The organism is Entomomonas moraniae (assembly GCF_003991975.1).
Lineage (GTDB): Bacteria > Pseudomonadota > Gammaproteobacteria > Pseudomonadales > Pseudomonadaceae > Entomomonas > Entomomonas moraniae.
This window is the reverse complement of sequence record NZ_CP029822.1, coordinates 1535085-1553589: the sequence shown is the minus strand read 5'-3', so window position 1 is coordinate 1553589 and position 18505 is coordinate 1535085. Positions and strand designations below refer to the sequence as shown.

Below are 18505 nucleotides of genomic sequence, written 5' to 3'. Positions count from 1 at the left end.
CCTTATTTTATTGTCCATTTATAAACCTGGCACAATATATGATGCCAGTGCTCCAATAATGAAGTTATTAAGAAAGAACAACAATAGTAACGCAATCATCGGCGTGATATCAAAAATTCCAATCGGTGGAATAATGCGTCGTAGTGGAGCTAATATAAAATAGCAAATTTGTTGTATAAGAATAGCCGCTGGCGAACGGCTATCTGGTGCAATCCACGATAAAATTGCATTGCCAATAAAAAGTAAAAAGAGTAAGTAAAATCCCGCTTCTAATAAATTAATCAGTGCAATAATAGGTACTTTTGCAATGAATGCACCAAAAGGTATGCCAATAATAAGAAGTAAAATACAGGTTAGTACCATTTGTACTAGATAGGCTAAGACGAGGGATGCTATATCTTGTCTGCCAATACTTGGGATGATTTGACGAAGTGGCTTAAGTAGTGGGTGGGTAACATTGACAATAAATTGACTGATAGGATTATAAAAATCTGCTCTTACCATTTGTAATAAAAAGCGTAATAAAATGATAGAAATATAAATTTCGCCAAGTAATCTAATAATATATAAGAGTGTGCTTGTAAAACCTGTCAATTGTTTATACCTGATTAGTTAAAAACTTAAATGAGTAAGAGAAGCATTTTAAGGGAAAATAACCATTAAGGAAACAACAGAGCTGTTAAACTTTGTAATTTCTCTCGCCAAAAATAGCGCTACCAATACGTACCCATGTGGCGCCTTCAATAATGGCCGACTCTAAGTCATGACTCATGCCCATAGACAATGTGTCTAATGAAAGAGAAAGTCGTTCATTGATTGTATCTTTTAGTTGTCTAAGTTTAGCAAAGACTTCACGCTGTAGGGATGTATCCTCCGTCGGTTCTGGGATAGCCATAAGCCCACGTAGCTTTATGTTTGGTAGTGCTTCAATAGCGCTAACCAAAGCTAAGATTTCATCTGGTTTGCAACCTGATTTTGTTGATTCATTACTGATGTTGACTTGAATGCAAATTTGTAATTCAGGTAGGTGGTTAGGTCTTTGATGACTTAAACGTTCAGCAATTTTTAGACGATCAACTGTATGCACCCAAGTAAAATTTTCAGTAATGTCTTTAGTTTTGTTCGATTGAATGGGGCCGATAAAGTGCCAGATTAAGGGAAGGGCAGTTAATTGTGATTGTTTTTGTAATGCTTCTTGTAGATAGTTCTCTCCAACGTTTATAATACCCGCTTGGTAGGCTTCCTCTATTGCTTCTACAGGTTTGGTTTTGCTTACAGCCAGTAAATGGATTTGCTCAAGGTCACGTTTTGCCTCGGTTGCGGCTTGTGTGATACGTTGCTTAATAAGTTCAATATTTTTACTTATTTGTGACATTTCTAACCTGCATGTAATGAAGATATGGTATATTTAGCGATATTATTTTAGCATGCTTTCATAGATTATATGATTTTTTAGGGTTTTGGTACTTATGGAAATTACAGAGTTATTAGCCTTTAGTGCAGAGCATAAGGCGTCGGACTTACACCTCTCTGCTGGTTTACCACCAATGATTCGTGTAGATGGTGATGTGCGCCGTATTAATTTACCACCGTTGGATCACAAACAAGTCCACGCGCTCATTTATGACATTATGAATGACCGTCAACGTAAGGACTATGAAGAAAAGTTTGAAACAGACTTTTCTGTAGAGGTTCCAGGTCTTGCACGTTTTCGGGTAAATGCTTTTAATCAAAACCGTGGTGCCGCGGCTGTATTTCGTACCATTCCCTCAAAAGTTTTGACCATGACTGAACTTGGTATGGGTGATGTATTTGAGAAAATCTGTAATAATGACCGTGGACTTGTATTAGTTACAGGGCCTACAGGGTCCGGTAAGTCAACAACGTTAGCTGCAATGGTCGATTATGTGAATGCAACACGTTACGAACATATTTTAACCATTGAAGACCCTATTGAGTTCGTGCATGAATCAAAAAAATGCCTTGTCAATCAGCGTGAAGTACACCGTGATACATTGGGCTTTAATGAAGCGCTTCGTAGTGCATTGCGTGAAGACCCCGATATTATTCTAGTGGGTGAGTTGCGTGACTTAGAAACCATTCGATTGGCATTAACAGCGGCAGAAACAGGACACTTGGTCTTCGGTACTTTGCATACCAGTTCTGCGGCTAAAACGATTGACCGTATTATTGACGTATTCCCAGCTGCTGAAAAATCAATGATTCGTTCGATGTTATCAGAGTCTTTGCAAGCCGTAATTTCTCAGCGTTTAGTTAAAAAGATTGGTGGCGGGCGAGCGGCGGCTCATGAAATTATGATTGGAACCTCGGCCATTCGTAACCTTATTCGTGAAGATAAAGTGGCTCAAATGGCTTCTGCAATTCAAACGGGCGCGCAAGTCGGTATGAAGACAATGGAAGGTAGTTTAAGGCTACTGGTAGAAAAAGGATTGATTGAACGCGTTCATCTAAGAAAATTTGAATCATAATGATCAATAATTTAGTTGAACAATAATATATTTTTTTTCTAATTCTTAGGGTAAAACGATGGAGTTTGAACACCTATTACAGACTATTGTCGATAAAAAGGCCTCTGACTTATTTTTGACTGTTGGCGTGCCTCCTTGTATTAAAGTGGATGGAAAGCTTTCTCCTTTGCCTTTGGAAAGGCTCTCGGGCGAAAGAGTAAAGGAGCTCGCACGTAAGCTGATGAGTGAGCGCCAGCAAAAAGAGTTTGTTACAACTCAAGAGTGTAATTTCGCAGTCAGTTATCCAGGTGTTGGACGTTTTCGTGTTAGTGCTTATATCCAGCGAAACCAAGTCGGAATGGTATTGCGTCGTATTGTGACAGATATTCCGACCATTGATCAGCTAGGTCTCCCTAAGATGATTAAAGATCTAGCCATGGTAAAGCGTGGTTTAGTATTATTTGTTGGGGCAACTGGGGCAGGTAAATCTACATCATTAGCTGCCATGGTAGATTACCGTAATACCAATTCAACAGGTCATATTATTTCTATTGAAGACCCCATTGAGTATTTGTTTAGCCATAAAAACTGTATTGTGACCCAACGTGAAGTAGGGCTGGATACAGAATCGTTTGAAGTTGCTCTAAAAAATACATTACGTCAAGCACCTGATGTGATTATGATTGGTGAGGTACGTACTCGTCAAACCATGGAGTATGCCTTAGCATTTGCTGAAACGGGACATCTTTGTTTGGCGACGTTGCATGCGAATAATGCTAACCAAGCGTTGGACCGTATTATCAGTTTCTTTGCTCCAGAACGTCATTCACAAATATGGTTAGATTTATCTTTAAACTTACGTGCTATCGTTGCTCAACAATTAATTCCTGATAAGTCCGGTATGGGGCGACATGCTGCGGTGGAGATATTGTTAGGTACTCCACTTGTTTCGGATATGATTCGGACGGGGCAAGTTACTGAGCTAAAAGGCATTATGGGGCGTTCAGTTGAGTTAGGTATGCAGACGTTTGACCAAGCACTGTTTAGCTTGTTTGAGCGAGGAATGATTACTTATGATTCAGCCTTAGCATGCGCAGACTCAGTCAATGACTTACGTTTGATGATTAAGTTACATTCCGAAAAACAGGGTACACAAAAGAAAAATGATTTCTCAGGCGTTAAGTTAAGGGACTATGATGAAGAGGATGAAGACGATATCTAATTAAAAAAGACCTTTTTGAAGGTCTTTTTTTTATTGGTTATATAGTTAAAATTAGAAAGATTCTATTTGCTTATAACTTCCTCTTGGTTCAAATCCTAAATCGGATGACATACCACAATCATGTTCTTGTTGAATAATGAGCCTAGGTGGTTTAAAAAAGAAATATAAATTACAGTTTTTAAAGGGACTACGGTAAACACCCATGCCTTTTGTTGTAAATGTAGCAACTCCATCAACATCATTATAATATTGGATTGTCATACCATTTTTAATGGGTGTCTGAGCGACAAAAACTCTAAAATAAAATTTACCATTAAGAGGCGTTGTGACATAGACATCACGAATAAAGTTCTCATGAGCAAAATAGTAATCACCAGTGATAGACGCATTTGTAACGAAAGGGGCTGTCATGACCTCTTCAGGTTCTGGCTCAGGTTTATTTTGTTCAGGTTGTGTTGTTTCTTTAGTATGACTCGCTTTATTTTCTTCTGGCTTTTGAGTTGCATGAGCAGGTAAAAGCGTTGATAGAGCAATTAAGAAAAAAGAGAATGATAAAACACGTGTAATCATGGTCAGATAATCAGCTTGTTGTATAAAATGAATCTATTGTACTAAGAAAAATAGGATTGTATACCATTAATCGTTAATTAGTTATTAACGCTACTGTTACTCTTCGATGAGTTTTGCCTGTACACGACCTTTGGTTACATCATTTAGCCATTGTTGCAGCGTGGGAAGTTGGTGGTTAGGGATGGCTAAGTGGAGTTGGGTACCTTCTGCATCAAAGGTTTGTTGTTCAATAATAGCGTCTATTGTAGGAAGACGGCTTTCCAGCAAAGGCCACTCATTATAATAACAATGAAACTGACAAGAGGTACGGGCAATTAATTCAATCAAATTAGCTTGTTGTAAACTGCGAGCAACGCTTCCTCCGTATGCTCGAGCTAATCCACCTGTACCTAGTTTAATCCCCCCGAACCAACGTGTAACAACGGCAACAACATAGTCACATTGTTGGCCTTCTATGGCGCTGAGCATTGGACGACCAGCTGTTCCAGACGGCTCTCCATCATCATTAAAACGGTAGTTCTGGCCTAATTTCCATGCCCAACAATTGTGTGTCGCACTTATATCACTGACAGCATTAATAAAGTCAGTTGCTTGTTCTATATTATTCACAGGGGCTACATTGACTAAAAAGCGACTTTTTTTAATTTCTTCTACTGTCTGGAAAGGCTCAGTTAACGTAAAGGGCATAACGAACAAGAAAAATAATGGGTTAATTTGAAGACTATGATAACAAGTTAAGACTAGTAGAGGCTAGTAAAATCAGTGATAATAGTTAAGTCAATTAGCACTTGTTTAAGGAGGTTTGTATAAAAAATTTACAACCTAAAGAAATCACCATTCAATTGCCTCATATTCAACTAGCAGCCCTTGAATATGGCGACGCTCAAGGTAAACCCGTTCTTGCCTTACATGGTTGGTTAGACAATGCGATGAGCTTTGCGCGTTTAGCCCCGAAGTTGGAGGGGATGCATGTTATTGCACTGGATTTAATGGGGCATGGGCTATCAGGTCATAAGCCAGCAGGAACAGGGTATCAGCTATGGGAGGCCGCTTTTAGTGCAGTGGCAGTAGCTCAGGCATTAGGTTGGCAGCAGTATTCATTGTTAGGTCATTCACTAGGCGCAATACTTTCAGTGATGGTAGCGTCCATTTGTCCTCAACAAGTTGAGCGTTTGATGTTGATTGATGGGCTTATTGCTATCCCTAAGCAACCAGAAGAGTTTCCTGCGCAATTGCAGCAAGCAATGTTGGGGCTCGCCAGATCGTTACATAAAACACCGCAAAAAGTTGTTTATTCCTCATTGGATGAAATGATCAAACGGCGTCAGAATGGTTTTATTCCATTAAGTTATGAGGCTGCTCGGTTACTGATGGAACGAGGTGCAGAAAAAGTTGATGGGGGCTACTGTTGGCGTTCTGATAGTCAGTTAATGATCCCTTCACCTTGCCCATTGACAGAGGATGCGGCGTGGTCTTATGCAGAACAGCGCCTATGTCCTATAAATTTGGTTGTGGCACGTCAAGGGCTATTGGCGATGAATCCCCTTTTTATGAAGCGTTTAGCCACACTGCCTAATTGCCAAGTCAATAATATTGAAGGAACACATCATTTACATTTAGAGAGTGAAGAAGCTGCAAAGGAAATAGCCGAGTCTTTTAATCAATTTATGGCTTAAAAAAGGGCGCTTATGCGCCCTATAATGTGTGAGATTAACGCCAAAAGCGGAGTTGGTTTAGATTATCTGACGCTTTGGTTAATACGTGGTCTACAGTTGTTGCTGCACCTAAACCGATTTTTTCTTGTAAGCCCTTTTTAATTGCATAATGAACAGTGTAAATATTGGCTTTTTTGGCCTTGTTCATTAAATACTGGTCACTGGTGATAATACTATCAACTAGCTTCTTCTCTAAAGCATCTGTCCCGAGCCATGTTTCACCTGTAGCAATTTCATCGATGGCCAGCTGTGGACGGTTATCAGAAACAAATGTCTTAAAAAGTTTGTGAGTGATTTCTAGATCTTCTTTGAATTTTTCGCGCCCCTTGTCAGTATTCTCACCAAACACGGTCATGGTACGTTTGTATTCACCTGCGGTTAGTACTTCGTAATCAATGTCATGCTTTTTAAGTAAGCGATGAGCATTAGGGATTTGAGCAACGACACCAATAGAGCCTAAAATAGCAAAGGGTGCTGCGTGGATGCGGTTACCAATACAAGCCATCATATAGCCACCACTTGCAGCTACTTTATCCACACAAATAGTTAACGGAATGTTAGCTTCTCGTATTCTAGATAGTTGTGATGCAGCAAGCCCATAACCATGAACCATACCTCCAGGGCTTTCAAGGCGTAATACTACTTCGTCATTTGGAGTGGCTATGGTTAGGATTGCAGTGATTTCTTGACGAAGATTTTCAACAGCAGAGGCTTTGATATCACCTATAAAATCTAATACAAAGACACGTTGTTTTTGTTCTTCAGCATTATTTTTATTGGCCTTGTCTTCTTTTACTCTTTGTTTTTTTAGTTTTTTTAAAGCATCTTTATCTAAAATAGCTTCTTCTAATTGATCATGAAGTTTTTCAAAATGCTCATTCATTTCTTGTATATTTAAATGGCCTTTTTGAGCTTCGTTTTTACGGCTTTTTAAACTGACAATAAAGGCTAAAACAGCGATGATCGCTATGACCAACGTAACTGTTTTTAAAAGAAAACTAGCATATTCTAGTAAAAAAACCACAGTATATTCCCCAAGGTTATTAAAAGTAGACTTAATTAGGCGAGTATTGTAACGGTTTTAATAAAAGAATTCTGTTATTTGCACGATAATTTAATGAAAAAATTATTATCTGATGTAAACTAACCATCCAATTTATTTGTCCATAATCAGTAGAGGAAGTTGTTGCATGAGTGCAAATGAGATGATTGAGCATTTAAAATCAAAGTTTAATGCAGAGGCTGCTCAAGGGAAAGATTTAGTTTTTCAGTTTATGATCGATGATTACCAAAATTATACACTGCATGTTAAAGACGGTACTTGTGATATTAATGAAGGGGTTGATGATCGTGCAGATGTTACTCTGACTGTCGCTAAAGAAGACTTTAAAGCGATGTTAAATAAAGAACTTAATGCGATGACAGCTCTGATGAGTGGTAAGTTAAAAATACAAGGCAACCCTTTGTTGGCAATGCAGTTAAGTCAGCTATTTTCTTTCTAATTAAGACGAGGCTCTTTTGGATACTTTTTCATTAACACCTGAGCTATTATTGATCCTTTCTGCTGTTGCCTTTTTGGCAGGTTTTATTGATTCTATTGCTGGTGGCGGTGGTTTAATTACTGTTCCTGCACTGTTGACTGCTGGCGTTCCTCCTCACATGGTTTTAGGCACTAACAAGCTCAGTGCTACTTTTGGTTCAGCGATTGCTAGCTTTGCTTATATTCGTCAGAAGCTCTTTTCTCCCTCATTATGGTGGCCAAATCTATTAGCTACTGCTATTGGAGCCGGTATTGGTGCAGTCATTGCCCATTTTCTATCGGCAAGTTTCTTAGAAAAATTTTTACCAGTGATTGTCTTTGCGTGTGGTATTTATTTTTTATTTTCTAAAACACCAGATAAAAAAATGCCAGATCATGTGGTTATTAAGCGGGGCAGACAGTGGCCACAAGGGCTTACCTTAGGTGTTTATGATGGTCTGGTTGGCCCTGGGACGGGGGCTTTTTGGATGATCAGCACGTTAGTGATGTATCCTGTTGATTTATTAAGAGCTAGTGGCGTTGCACGTACCATGAATTTTGTGAGTAATGGTGTAGCATTGGTTGTGTTTATTAGCTATGGGCAGGTGGCTTGGTCTCTGGGATTTTGTATGGGATGTGCTTTGATGATAGGCTCCTATTTAGGAGCTAATAGCGCTATTAAAGGCGGTTCAAAGCTGATCAAGCCTATCTTTATTTGTGTGGTCATGGCAATTACTATTCGTTTAGTGTGGAAAAACTGGCTCGGGGGTGGCTAGCCTTTTTGCTACATACAGATCGATAAGGTAACGAGATATAGCCTGTTTGGGGGGGAGTTCAGGAAGATCGTGAACAGAAAACCAGCGAGCATCCTCAATCTCTTCAGGTTGGGGCGTTATTTCACCGTGATTATACTCTGCATGAAAACCTAGCATGAGAGCATTAGGATACGGCCAGTTCTGGCTGGCGATATAGTGTAGATTTTTTACTGTGATGCCTACTTCTTCTTGTACTTCTCTATGAATACAATCTTCAACAGATTCTGAGGGTTCAACAAAACCTGCTAATGTACTGTACATATTGACAGTAAAGCGAGGTGAACGGGCAAGTAGTATTTCATCTCCCCGTGTAATGAGTACAATCATACTGGGGTTTATGCGAGGATAAATCTGATAACCGCAATGTTTACATTGCATGACATGTTGTTGACTATTGGCTTGCATTTTTTTTGAGCAACGACCGCAGTATTTATAATCAATCATCCACGTAGCTAGTTGAGCAGCATAACCTAGTAGTTTAAAGGTGTCTAAATCAGTTTGGAGCATAATGGGACGCAGTGAGAGCCACTGGGTATTGTCGAGGACTGTTATCTGCTGTTTTAGTATCACTAAATAAATGGGTCTGCTTTTCCATAAGCCAAGGCTTATCAGTTGGTAATCAGAGGTCTTAAGTTGTTTACAAATAGTCGCTAGATCGAAAATAACCTGTTGTTGCTGACACAAAAACTGGTTGTTGGCATAAACCAACCCCCAATTTTTGTGTGTTAACTGTAGTGGAACGATAGTTTTTATGAAAGTGTCCATTTTTCGGGTCTTGTAAACGTGATATCACTGTCATCATCTTTTTTAGGCGTTTTTTCTGCCGTTTGCTGCTCTCCATCTTCAGCACTAGATTGCTTATCATCTAGTGGCTCAAGAGCAAATACACTTTTGGCTTTTAGTGCTTGCAGTTGCTTTTGCTCCTCTTCTTTTTTTGCTTTAGAAATATCATCGGGTGAAGGCATTGAAAAAGAGGAGAGGCTATCTAGTTTGAAGTCAAGCGCGTTATTGTCAGCACTTGATGGGGTTGTTTCATTGGCTGGTTCTTCTTGGAATAATGGTGCTTCCATTTCTATTGATTCAGGGGACTGCATAGATAATGGACTTTCTGTTTTTATAGAAAGGGGCTTTTTCTCAAAAGATAAGGCTTCATTTACATTTGTAGAAGACGGTTCTTCTTCAAAGAATAAGGGTTTATCTTTTTTTGTGAGAGGTATTTCTTCTGGCGAAGAGAGTAAGTTATCTTTTTCTGTTTGATATGAAGCAGGATAGGGCTGTGTTATAGCTTTAGCTGTTGTTGACGGTGCTATAGGGGCTTCAAAGTGGGGAGCATTGAGTGATGCAAGGCTCTCTTCAGCTAAATCAAGAACTTCATTCTCGGTATTATTAGTTTGCGGCATGCCTGTTTCAATAAAGAACTCCAGACTAGCCAAAATATCGGCTAAATTATCAAGTTGTCTTGTGTCTTGTAAGACCTCTTGAATAAGCATGTCTTGGCTAATATAAAGACTGCATTGACGAACGATTTGTGCTGCTCGAGGCTGATTTAAAAATAAAAGACAGCCATATACTTCATCAAGTATTTGCGGCATATTTTCTAAAAATTGTTTATCACCTTTAGATTCAACATAAGCCGTAATATTAAGTTGGGCTGTACTGATGGATGATAATGTTTCTTTTACCGCAAGTTCACGCCCTTGTTTTAAATAAAGGTTAGCTGTGGGTTGCGTTGTATTATTAGGCACAATTTGTATTGTTGGGCTACAAGAAGCATTTGTTTCATACTGTAATACAATGCTCTCAACATGCAAAATAACATCTGCTAAATTGTCCAAAACTGTAGGGCTTAAACTTTCTTTATTTTTGTTTTGCTCAAGGATGCCAATTTGTTCTTTTAGCATTACCTCAGCTTTATGTAAATTAACTAATGAAAGAGTTTTCAATAGCTTTTTGAGATTCGTTAAGAGCGGATCTATTAGGACTGTATGATCTGCCTCTTCAGTCGTAAAGTTATCTATGGTTTGTTGGGTTTGTCTAAGCTCTTCAGTGATAGCCGCAGTGAAGGAACAAATAGCATCTTGACCTGGCCCTATAAGGTTAGCGATTTCTGTTTCTAGTGCGCGATTATCATACGATAATGGTAATAAATTATAATCAGCAAATACAGTGAGTGCTTTTGTTCCTAATACATTATCGAGCAGTACAAGGTACAGTAAGTCTTTTAGTAATGTTTCATTACAAGGTGTATGATCAATTTGGATATCGCGTAGTTGCTGGTCGATTTGTCTGAAAACTCTTTTGCGTAGAGGATAAGGTGTCATGTTGGAGTCATTAAAAGCTTCTATTGCAGCAGCAGCAATGATACAAAGACGAACGCCTTGCTCTTGATTGATAACGGTTTGCAATCTATCAACCGCACGTGACATCATGCGTAAACTGGCTTCTTTATTTTCCTCTTTAATAAGTCCGAGTAACCCTATTTGGTACATTTGGCGTAAACGTCCAAATGCTTCATTATCAACCGCTTTGGGTATGGGAACAGCCAGAGGAGGATATGAAAGTTTGATATCTGCAAAAAAACTAATAGGCAACGGTGGAAGCTTTTTGGTTGCTCTTAAATCGTTAATTGTAGGTATTAATAATTGAGAAAGTAGGTCTGGATAATTTTCGATATTTTCTAAGTAACGACGTAGTTTAAAAATAGAAGTACTAAGTAGACTTAAAAGATCATCACTATTTTTTTCTATATCTTCAGCGATATCGGCTGTACGTTCTAACATTAAATCAGTTAATAGCATTGCACCTTTAATTTCAATCAACGCAAGTGACCCACGAATTTGCTGAAGTGCTTGAGTAAACTGCTGTAAAGAGGCATTACTTTGACGTTCAGAAATGAACATTTCTAAACAACGCTCCGCATGGTCTAACGTAATGAATAATTCACTCTTTACCAGATTAAAGAGAGTGATGATAGTTTTCATTTGTTTTGGTGCTGTTAATGTGGGAGTTGCTATATTATTCATTTATCATTGCCTAGATCGTTTATGTATAGATGGCTTTATCATTGAAGAAAATATTCGTTGGTAAAATCTCTATCGGGACTAAATTTCCTTAACCCATTATTTAAAATAATACTCAGACCATTATAGCTTGCTAGCGCAAACAATAAAATATGCTAAACAATTCTTATTGATTAGCATGTATTAAAGTAATGACAGTATATAATAAAAATTAGTTAAATAACTATTTAATTTTGTTAGTTTTTACCTATTACAAGCGGGTGTCGCTATTAAAAAGATAACTATTTGTAGTAGGAGGTGTATAATTTGCCATCTATTTTTATGTTAAAGAGTGTTAAATTAAGAGAGTTGTTATGGCGATAAGTATGCCCACTAAAGCAAAAGAACCTTTAAGCAAGGAAAAGGCTAAGTCAAAAAAAGTAACGATGGCGTTACTAATAGGTGCTATGGGCGTTGTCTATGGCGATATCGGCACTAGCCCACTTTATACATTAAAAGAAGTTTTTCATTTAAGTGGGATGGCGGTTACTCAACCAGCGGTATTAGGTATCTTATCACTTATTTTTTGGTCATTGGTTTGGGTGGTATCCATTAAATATGTCATCTTTATTTTAAGAGCGGATAACGAAGGCGAGGGAGGGACAATGTCACTTATCGCCTTGGCTCAACGTGCCACAGAAAACTACCCTAACCTACGCAAAGTCATTATTTTGTTAGGGTTGTTTGGAGCAGGGCTTTTTTATGGCGATAGCATGATTACACCCTCTGTTTCTGTGTTGTCTGCTGTGGAAGGTATTAGGCTAATTCCTTTTTTAAGTGAGATTGATGCTTTTATTGTGCCTATGGCAGTTGTTATTTTGATTGTTCTTTTTGCCTTTCAACGCTTTGGCACAGCAAGTATTGGTAAATTATTTGGCCCTGTCATGATGTTGTGGTTTGCCGTTCTTGCATTATTAGGTGGTTATGGCATTGTGAGTAATCCTGAAGTATTAAAAGCTTTAAATCCCTTATGTGCTTTTGAGTTTGTGTATATGCATAAAGCATTGGGTATGCTGATTTTAGGTGCTGTAGTTCTTGCATTAACAGGAGCAGAAGCATTGTATGCTGATATGGGGCATTTTGGACGCGCGCCTATTTCTCGTGCTTGGTTCTTTTTTGTTTTCCCTGCACTAGTACTTAATTATTTTGGCCAAGGAGCAATGATTTTATTACATCCTGCTAATGTGCATAATCCATTCTTTTTATTAGCGCCTCATTGGGCTCTAATACCTTTAATTATTTTAGCTACATTAGCAACCATTATTGCCTCACAAGCAGTTATTTCGGGTGCTTATTCGTTGACTCAGCAAGCGATTCAATTGGGTTATCTACCCAATATGTTGATTAAACACACATCAAGTGATGAAAAAGGCCAAATTTATATTCCTTTTATTAATTGGTCATTAATGGTAGGCGTGGTGTTATTGATTATCGGTTTTGGTTCTTCATCTGCATTGGCGTCTGCTTATGGTATCGCAGTAACAGGTACCATGTTGATTACTACATTGTTAGTTTCTGTGGTAGTGATTTTCTTATGGAAATGGCCGCTTTGGTGTGCTGTTCCTCTCTTATTATCTTTCTTTATGGTTGACTCTTTGTATTTGGCAGCCAATTTACCCAAAGTCTTACATGGTGGAGAGTTTCCTATTATCGTAGGCGCTGTCTTATTTATTGTGATGAGTACGTGGAGTAAAGGTCGTGAATTGTTAACTAAGAGTTTAGAAGAAAATAGTTTGCCATTGCCTAGTTTTATTTCCAGTATTCGTCTTGCCCCTCCTTATCGTATTAAGGGAACAGGTGTTTTCTTAACATCACGTTTAGATGTTGTACCTAATTCTTTGTTATTAAATTTATTACATAACCAAGTCTTACACGAAAAAGTGGTTTTATTAACCGTAGTGGTTGATAATTTTCCTCGTGTGCATCCAGAAAGACGATTTGAGGTTGAACTCTTTGGTGAAGGTTTCTACCGTGTCGTCTTACATTACGGTTTTATGGATGATCCTGATATTCCAAAGGCTTTACAGCAGCTTTGTCATTTAAATGAGCTAGATTTTAGTAATATGACAACGACGTATTATTTAACAAGAGAAACCATTATTCCATCTAAAATGGGGATGGCTCGTTGGCGTCAGGCAATATTTTCCTTTATGATGAAGAATGCAAGCGCGAGTTTACGTTATTTTAACTTACCAATGAACCGTGTGATTGAACTAGGAACACAAGTGGAAATATGACCATGAAAGAATGGCTAAATACAACACCCAAAGCAGAGTTGCATCTACATATTGAAGGTTCATTAGAGCCCGAGTTATTATTTAATTTAGCACAGCGCAATGGTATCGCTTTGCCATGGTGTGATGTGGAAAGTTTACGAAAAGCTTATGATTTTAGTAACTTACAAGAATTTCTTGATTTGTATTATCAGGGGGCTGATGTATTAAGAACTGAACAAGATTTTTATGATTTAACTTGGGCGTATTTGCAAAAATGTAAAGAACAATGTATTACCCATGTAGAGCCTTTCTTTGATCCACAAACACACACTGATCGTGGTGTGTCTTTTGAGGTGGTAATTAACGGTATAAATGCAGCGCTAAAAGAGGCTGAACACCAATTTGGGATTACAAGTGGTTTGATTTTATCTTTCTTACGTCATTTGTCTGAAGAGGCAGCTTTTAAAACGTTAGAAGAAGCGCTTCCTTATCAAGACCATTTTATTGCAGTGGGTTTAGATAGTTCCGAAGTAGGGCATCCTCCTCGTAAATTTGAGCAAGTCTTTGCTAAGGCCCGTAGTGAAGGGTTATTAGCTGTTGCCCATGCGGGGGAAGAAGGTCCACCTGAGTATATTTGGGAAGCATTGGATTTATTAAAAGTAGTGCGGATTGATCATGGTGTGCGTGCTATTGAGGATGAACGTTTAATGCAACGTTTGATTGATGAGCAAATTCCTCTTACTGTTTGCCCTCTATCCAATATTAAACTGTGTGTTTTTGATGAGATGAAGCAACACAACATTCTTGATATGCTTGATCGTGGTGTGAAAGTAACAGTAAATTCAGATGATCCTGCTTACTTTGGTGGGTATGTGAATGAAAACTTCCAGTCTATGTTTAACCATCTCAAGATGACACAACAGCAAGCAGAAAAATTAATAAAAAATAGCTTTGAAGCACGTCTGGTGAAATAACATTAGAAGGACGAGCTAAATTAGTTATTGCTTAGTTCGTCTTGATTACCTTAAGCTTATAAGTGTTATTAAAAAATAATAAAGAAAACACTTAAAACGGCATGTTTTATGCTATCTTATAGCAGTTACTAAATTCAGGTTGGATAGACATGACATCTAAAAAAGAGACGGTAATTACTATTTATGGTATAAAAAATTGCAATACCATGAAAAAAGCATTGACTTATTTGGATGAGCGCCAGATAGTTTACCAGTTTCATGATTATAAGAAGCAGGGTATTGATCAGGCCCATTTACAAGCTTGGTGTCAAGAGCACGGATGGGAAAATGTGTTAAATAAAGCAGGGACGACGTTTAAAAAATTACCCGATGAACACAAGCAAGAGTTAACAGAGGAAAAGGCAATTGCGTTAATGATTGCTCAGCCTTCGATGATTAAGCGTCCTGTTTTAGATTTAGGTAATAAAACGGTATTAGGATTTAAGCCTGAGGAATATGATCAGGTATTGGTTTAAGAATAAAGAAGATCAAAAGATAAAGGGGAATTTATGTCAAAAACGTTATTTAGTATGGCATTTGGGGTTGGTACACAAAATCGTAAAGAAGTATGGTTAGAGGTTTATTATGCTCAACCATTGTTAAATCCTAGTAAAGATTTAACAGATATCGTTGCGCCTATTGTTGGTTATCAAGGTGGTAATGAAGTTATCAACATGACGATTACTCAGGCAGCAGAGATAGCCGCAGAGCTAAAAGCTGTTGACGAGAAACAAGCTAATTTATTAACACGTTTAGCCGAAAGTAGCCGTCCCATTGTTGCAGTATTATTAGCAGAAGATTCAGCACCTAAATCAGTGCCTGAGGCTTATTTAAAGCTACATCTTTTATCACATCGTTTAGTTAAACCTCATGGGACTAATTTAACAGGTGTTTTTAGTGTATTACCTAATGTGGCATGGACTAATCTTGGGGCTATCGATGTAACAGAGCTTGCTGAGCGCCAACTAGAAGAGCGTATTAAAGGACGTTCGCTAGAAGTCATCTCTGTTGATAAGTTCCCACGTATGGTTGACTATATTGTACCTACTGGGGTTCGTATTGCCGATACGACACGTGTTCGTTTAGGGGCTTACCTTGGTGAAGGTACGACTGTGATGCATGAAGGTTTTGTTAATTTTAATGCCGGAACAGAAGGCCCTAACATGGTTGAAGGGCGTATTTCAGCAGGTGTATTCGTTGAGGCCGGAAGTGATTTAGGCGGTGGTTGTTCTACTATGGGTACGTTGTCTGGCGGCGGTAATATTGTAATTAAAGTAGGTAAAAACTGCTTAATTGGCGCCAATGCTGGAACGGGAATACCTTTAGGTGATAATTGTACTATTGAAGCAGGCTTATACATTACGGCAGGAACAAAAGTTGCTGTACTTTCAGGTATTGGTACCGTCATTAATATTGTTAAAGCGGGTGAGTTAGCAGGGCAAGATGATTTGTTATTCCGTCGTAACTCTGAGTCTGGTCGTGTTGAGTGTAAGCTTCAAAATCAAAAAGTATCATTAAATAATGAGCTGCATAGCCATAATTAATGTTAAATAAAAAATCCCCAGTAGGGGATTTTTTATGCTTTTTGTCGATATCGTTAGATAAGAATAAAATAAAGCTGCTGTTGTGTTTGTTGAGCTTTCTGCGCTAGATCTTTGATTTCTTTTATTTTGTCCATTGCTTTTTCGCGAGACCAATGTATTTCTTCGTATTCAGCCCATACAATAGCCACCGAAATAAAATCATCTTCTGGTAAATTTGCCAGTGCGATAGTAAAGTCTTCTGGAAGCTGATAAAGCACCGCGTCGCTCTCTGTGTCTATGTAGATAAGTTCGTGCTTAGCTTTAATATGGCTATGCTCCAAGCTTGCCCAAAGGGCACTGATCTCGTAATCAGTTAAGCCATTAATACCGATATGTGGGCGGTTAGGTTCTAATATCTGGTAGTTAATTGCTTCGTCTGAGTTTTTTGCTATAAATATATCTGCAAATTCGGCCATGGTTTCAGCTCGTTCGGCGGTTAATAAATGGTGTATGTGTTAGTTAGTATCTGTGATCAGCTATGATCGTAAGCGTTACTAATGTTTTTGAAGTAAGATGTTGTTCTCTTTATTATAGTGTTTACAAACGCTGGTATCTACGAAGAAGTTAATCATTGGTTCTTTGTTAGTATTGTAGTAACTATAACTGTATGTAATACCTTGATTGATAATCTGACGTGTAGAATCTAACGTACAAAGAGATGCGATCGTCGCTTGTGCGTTGATTTTATCTTTAGTGATGGTTACATCTTTTATAATGGCCTTATTCCAAATGATACGTTTTAGGCTATCATACCCCACATCAATCAATTCAATTTGATTAGAGCTCAAGGCTTTTAAATTACTTTTCATCTTTTGAGCATCTTCTGTTAGCTTTTGGTCTAATGCATTAGTTAGTATTGGTGCATTAGACTGGCAATCATTAGCACTGACATTGACTGTTTTAACAAGTTTGTTACCGCTTTCATCGTAATAGTTAAAAATATAGTTGAGATTACGTGCTGCAAACAGTGACAAGTAATCATCTGTACATGCTATTTTTACACTTTTTGCTTTGTCAAAGTTTGCTACATCTACTTTATTATTAGCTGCTTTTAAATCAGCAACAATGGTCTTTTGTGCAGATTGATAATTCAAACTAAAGAGTATGAGTTGATCGTTGATCTGCATAGGAAGCATCGTTGTGTTGGTTTTTTTAAGATTCTCGGTTAGGGCACGTTCAAATGCTTTGAAGTTGCTCTGGCAAAGTGCCTCTGTGATAACGACATGCTTTAAAGGGGTTTTGGTTTCGTCATAAAAGAAAAAGCTTACAGTAACTTCTCTTTTTATGGCATCACGTAGCAGAGGAGTATAACAAACTTTATTAACAATATTTTCTTGATTGATCTGATCTGGCTTGGTATCTAAGACTGTCGCACTATAAATTAAGGTTTGTTTTTTAAGATTATAGTTAATATCTGTGAGGAGTACACCCTCTGCAAGTTCTTGTGGTAGTTGTTTTTTAATTTCTTCTACAGGATTGGTTAAGTCAATCGGAGCAGTTGTATTAGCTGATGTTATCGCTATATGGCTAGCAAATATGATAGCTATGGAAAATTTAAAGCGAAAAGTCATTTTTCATCCTAAAAGCAGATCAGTGGGCTCATTATAATCATAAGCTAATGCAAAGATTAAATCTAATTAATGGTATTGTGAATATTTTCAAGTTTTTTGTTATTATAAAAAAAGCAGATAAGTCAAGGTTATCTGCTTTTCTAGGGTAAAAATAATTGGTCTCAATTATTTTTTAGCTTTTTTAGCTGGTTTTTTAGCTTGATTAACAGCTTCTTTTAAGCCTTTACCTGCTCTGAAACTAGGAACTTTCTTAGCAGGAATGTTCATTGGTTCGCCAGTTCTTAGGTTTCTAGCAACACGTGCAGCACGTGCTTTAACTTCAAAAGTACCAAAGCCAACTAATACAATTGACTCTTCTTTTTTTAATGTTTCCGTAACAGTTTCTAATAAAGCGTTTAATACTTTATTAGCTTCTGTTTGAGTGATTTCAGCTTTGCTAGCAATCGCATTTACAAGTTCAGCTTTGTTCATACATATATTCCTTAATAATGGGAAAAGTTTAAAGCAAAAAAATACCCTAATGACAGAGTATAGACAAAATTACCCTAACTACACTGGATAATCAATACTTATTATATACATAGGCTGTGATTTTATAACTTTGTAGCACATTTTCAAGGTTTTTTTTAAAAAATAACAAAGTTAAACTGAATATAAGCTTACAATAGAGCTCAAAATGATAAAGATCAATACTTTTAAAGCTTATCGGTATAAAAAGTTATCTGGTATATTTTTTACTAATGACTAGCTTATA

General features: G+C 37.7%; 19 protein-coding genes. 9 read left to right on the top strand and 10 right to left on the bottom strand.

What is annotated here, in order from left to right:
- Window positions 1-18: 18 nt before the first annotated feature.
- Both DM558_RS07335 and DM558_RS07330 read right to left on the bottom strand, forming a co-directional pair.
- Complete coding sequence (locus DM558_RS07335) at window positions 19-594, bottom strand: YggT family protein (protein WP_127163109.1); 576 nt, start codon at window positions 592-594, stop codon at window positions 19-21.
- An 85-nt stretch (window positions 595-679) separates the two neighbouring features.
- Window positions 680-1375: a YggS family pyridoxal phosphate-dependent enzyme gene (locus DM558_RS07330; protein ID WP_127163107.1), complete on the bottom strand. Its 696-nt coding sequence runs from the start codon at window positions 1373-1375 to the stop codon at window positions 680-682.
- Between the two features lie 94 nt (window positions 1376-1469).
- Here DM558_RS07330 and DM558_RS07325 point away from each other — a divergent pair, with 94 nt between their 5' ends.
- Both DM558_RS07325 and DM558_RS07320 read left to right on the top strand, forming a co-directional pair.
- Window positions 1470-2489, top strand: a complete 1020-nt coding sequence (locus DM558_RS07325; protein WP_127163105.1) for a type IV pilus twitching motility protein PilT — start codon at window positions 1470-1472, stop codon at window positions 2487-2489.
- Between the two features lie 58 nt (window positions 2490-2547).
- A complete protein-coding gene (locus tag DM558_RS07320; RefSeq protein ID WP_127163103.1) occupies window positions 2548-3690 on the top strand; it encodes a PilT/PilU family type 4a pilus ATPase in 1143 nt (380 codons plus the stop codon).
- Window positions 3691-3741: 51 nt separating this feature from the next.
- On the opposite strand, the gene DM558_RS07315 is transcribed toward DM558_RS07320, so the two are convergent.
- Window positions 3742-4260 (bottom strand): hypothetical protein, encoded by a 519-nt coding sequence (locus tag DM558_RS07315; RefSeq protein WP_127163101.1) that lies wholly within the window; start codon window positions 4258-4260, stop codon window positions 3742-3744.
- A gap of 96 nt (window positions 4261-4356) precedes the next feature.
- Window positions 4357-4947, bottom strand: coding sequence for an IMPACT family protein (locus DM558_RS07310; protein ID WP_127163099.1), 591 nt, complete (start codon window positions 4945-4947; stop codon window positions 4357-4359).
- A 101-nt stretch (window positions 4948-5048) separates the two neighbouring features.
- Between DM558_RS07310 and DM558_RS07305 the strand changes: the two genes are divergently transcribed.
- Window positions 5049-5936 carry an alpha/beta fold hydrolase gene (locus DM558_RS07305; protein WP_127163097.1) on the top strand — a complete coding sequence of 296 codons (888 nt, stop codon included), beginning with the start codon at window positions 5049-5051 and terminating at the stop codon, window positions 5934-5936.
- 34 nt (window positions 5937-5970) lie between these two features.
- Here DM558_RS07305 and sohB read toward each other — a convergent pair whose 3' ends face one another.
- The gene (sohB, locus tag DM558_RS07300; protein ID WP_127163095.1) at window positions 5971-6999 is read right to left on the bottom strand and encodes a protease SohB; all 1029 of its coding nucleotides are present in this window, start codon (window positions 6997-6999) and stop codon (window positions 5971-5973) included.
- A 166-nt stretch (window positions 7000-7165) separates the two neighbouring features.
- Between sohB and DM558_RS07295 the strand changes: the two genes are divergently transcribed.
- Together DM558_RS07295 and DM558_RS07290 are read left to right on the top strand one after the other, a co-directional pair.
- Complete coding sequence (locus DM558_RS07295) at window positions 7166-7477, top strand: SCP2 sterol-binding domain-containing protein (RefSeq protein WP_127163093.1); 312 nt, start codon at window positions 7166-7168, stop codon at window positions 7475-7477.
- A gap of 16 nt (window positions 7478-7493) precedes the next feature.
- Window positions 7494-8270, top strand: a complete 777-nt coding sequence (locus DM558_RS07290) for a TSUP family transporter (protein WP_127163091.1) — start codon at window positions 7494-7496, stop codon at window positions 8268-8270.
- On the opposite strand, the gene nudC is transcribed toward DM558_RS07290, so the two are convergent.
- On the bottom strand, window positions 8238-9074 hold the full coding sequence (nudC, locus tag DM558_RS07285) for an NAD(+) diphosphatase (RefSeq protein ID WP_127163089.1): 837 nt from the start codon (window positions 9072-9074) through the stop codon (window positions 8238-8240). The genes DM558_RS07290 and nudC overlap by 33 nt on opposite strands.
- Complete coding sequence (locus DM558_RS07280) at window positions 9059-11332, bottom strand: hypothetical protein (protein WP_127163087.1); 2274 nt, start codon at window positions 11330-11332, stop codon at window positions 9059-9061. Before DM558_RS07280 ends, nudC begins: the two co-directional genes overlap by 16 nt.
- Window positions 11333-11694: 362 nt before the next feature.
- Here DM558_RS07280 and DM558_RS07275 point away from each other — a divergent pair, with 362 nt between their 5' ends.
- The 4 genes from DM558_RS07275 (at window position 11695) to dapD (ending at window position 16141) form a co-directional block, all read left to right on the top strand.
- Entirely contained in the window at window positions 11695-13605 is a 1911-nt protein-coding gene (locus tag DM558_RS07275) for a potassium transporter Kup (RefSeq protein WP_127164835.1), read from the top strand.
- A gap of 2 nt (window positions 13606-13607) precedes the next feature.
- The gene (locus DM558_RS07270) at window positions 13608-14558 is read left to right on the top strand and encodes an adenosine deaminase (RefSeq protein ID WP_127163086.1); all 951 of its coding nucleotides are present in this window, start codon (window positions 13608-13610) and stop codon (window positions 14556-14558) included.
- Window positions 14559-14707: 149 nt separating this feature from the next.
- Window positions 14708-15073, top strand: coding sequence for an ArsC family reductase (locus DM558_RS07265; protein ID WP_127163084.1), 366 nt, complete (start codon window positions 14708-14710; stop codon window positions 15071-15073).
- A 33-nt stretch (window positions 15074-15106) separates the two neighbouring features.
- Window positions 15107-16141: a 2,3,4,5-tetrahydropyridine-2,6-dicarboxylate N-succinyltransferase gene (dapD, locus tag DM558_RS07260; protein ID WP_127163082.1), complete on the top strand. Its 1035-nt coding sequence runs from the start codon at window positions 15107-15109 to the stop codon at window positions 16139-16141.
- Window positions 16142-16194: 53 nt separating this feature from the next.
- Here dapD and DM558_RS07255 read toward each other — a convergent pair whose 3' ends face one another.
- The 3 genes from DM558_RS07255 to DM558_RS07245 all read right to left on the bottom strand — a co-directional run bounded on the left by DM558_RS07255 (window position 16195) and on the right by DM558_RS07245 (window position 18222).
- Window positions 16195-16596 (bottom strand): hypothetical protein, encoded by a 402-nt coding sequence (locus tag DM558_RS07255; RefSeq protein WP_127163080.1) that lies wholly within the window; start codon window positions 16594-16596, stop codon window positions 16195-16197.
- A gap of 78 nt (window positions 16597-16674) precedes the next feature.
- Window positions 16675-17751, bottom strand: a complete 1077-nt coding sequence (locus DM558_RS07250) for a hypothetical protein (RefSeq protein WP_127163078.1) — start codon at window positions 17749-17751, stop codon at window positions 16675-16677.
- A gap of 165 nt (window positions 17752-17916) precedes the next feature.
- On the bottom strand, window positions 17917-18222 hold the full coding sequence (locus tag DM558_RS07245) for an HU family DNA-binding protein (RefSeq protein ID WP_127163076.1): 306 nt from the start codon (window positions 18220-18222) through the stop codon (window positions 17917-17919).
- Between the last annotated feature and the right edge of the window lie 283 nt (window positions 18223-18505).

What these genes read in the sequence shown, in the direction of transcription:
- DM558_RS07250 (WP_127163078.1), bottom strand. Translation starts at nt 17,751, where the DNA reads ATGACTTTTCGCTTTAAATTTTCCATAGCTATCATATTTGCTAGCCAT.
- DM558_RS07295 (WP_127163093.1), top strand. Translation starts at nt 7,166, where the DNA reads ATGAGTGCAAATGAGATGATTGAGCATTTAAAATCAAAGTTTAATGCA.
- dapD (WP_127163082.1), top strand. Translation starts at nt 15,107, where the DNA reads ATGTCAAAAACGTTATTTAGTATGGCATTTGGGGTTGGTACACAAAAT.
- DM558_RS07280 (WP_127163087.1), bottom strand. Translation starts at nt 11,332, where the DNA reads ATGAATAATATAGCAACTCCCACATTAACAGCACCAAAACAAATGAAA.
- DM558_RS07330 (WP_127163107.1), bottom strand. Translation starts at nt 1,375, where the DNA reads ATGTCACAAATAAGTAAAAATATTGAACTTATTAAGCAACGTATCACA.
- DM558_RS07245 (WP_127163076.1), bottom strand. Translation starts at nt 18,222, where the DNA reads ATGAACAAAGCTGAACTTGTAAATGCGATTGCTAGCAAAGCTGAAATC.
- DM558_RS07310 (WP_127163099.1), bottom strand. Translation starts at nt 4,947, where the DNA reads ATGCCCTTTACGTTAACTGAGCCTTTCCAGACAGTAGAAGAAATTAAA.
- DM558_RS07265 (WP_127163084.1), top strand. Translation starts at nt 14,708, where the DNA reads ATGACATCTAAAAAAGAGACGGTAATTACTATTTATGGTATAAAAAAT.
- DM558_RS07275 (WP_127164835.1), top strand. Translation starts at nt 11,695, where the DNA reads ATGCCCACTAAAGCAAAAGAACCTTTAAGCAAGGAAAAGGCTAAGTCA.
- DM558_RS07270 (WP_127163086.1), top strand. Translation starts at nt 13,608, where the DNA reads ATGAAAGAATGGCTAAATACAACACCCAAAGCAGAGTTGCATCTACAT.
- DM558_RS07255 (WP_127163080.1), bottom strand. Translation starts at nt 16,596, where the DNA reads ATGGCCGAATTTGCAGATATATTTATAGCAAAAAACTCAGACGAAGCA.
- DM558_RS07315 (WP_127163101.1), bottom strand. Translation starts at nt 4,260, where the DNA reads ATGATTACACGTGTTTTATCATTCTCTTTTTTCTTAATTGCTCTATCA.
- nudC (WP_127163089.1), bottom strand. Translation starts at nt 9,074, where the DNA reads ATGGACACTTTCATAAAAACTATCGTTCCACTACAGTTAACACACAAA.
- DM558_RS07325 (WP_127163105.1), top strand. Translation starts at nt 1,470, where the DNA reads ATGGAAATTACAGAGTTATTAGCCTTTAGTGCAGAGCATAAGGCGTCG.
- DM558_RS07320 (WP_127163103.1), top strand. Translation starts at nt 2,548, where the DNA reads ATGGAGTTTGAACACCTATTACAGACTATTGTCGATAAAAAGGCCTCT.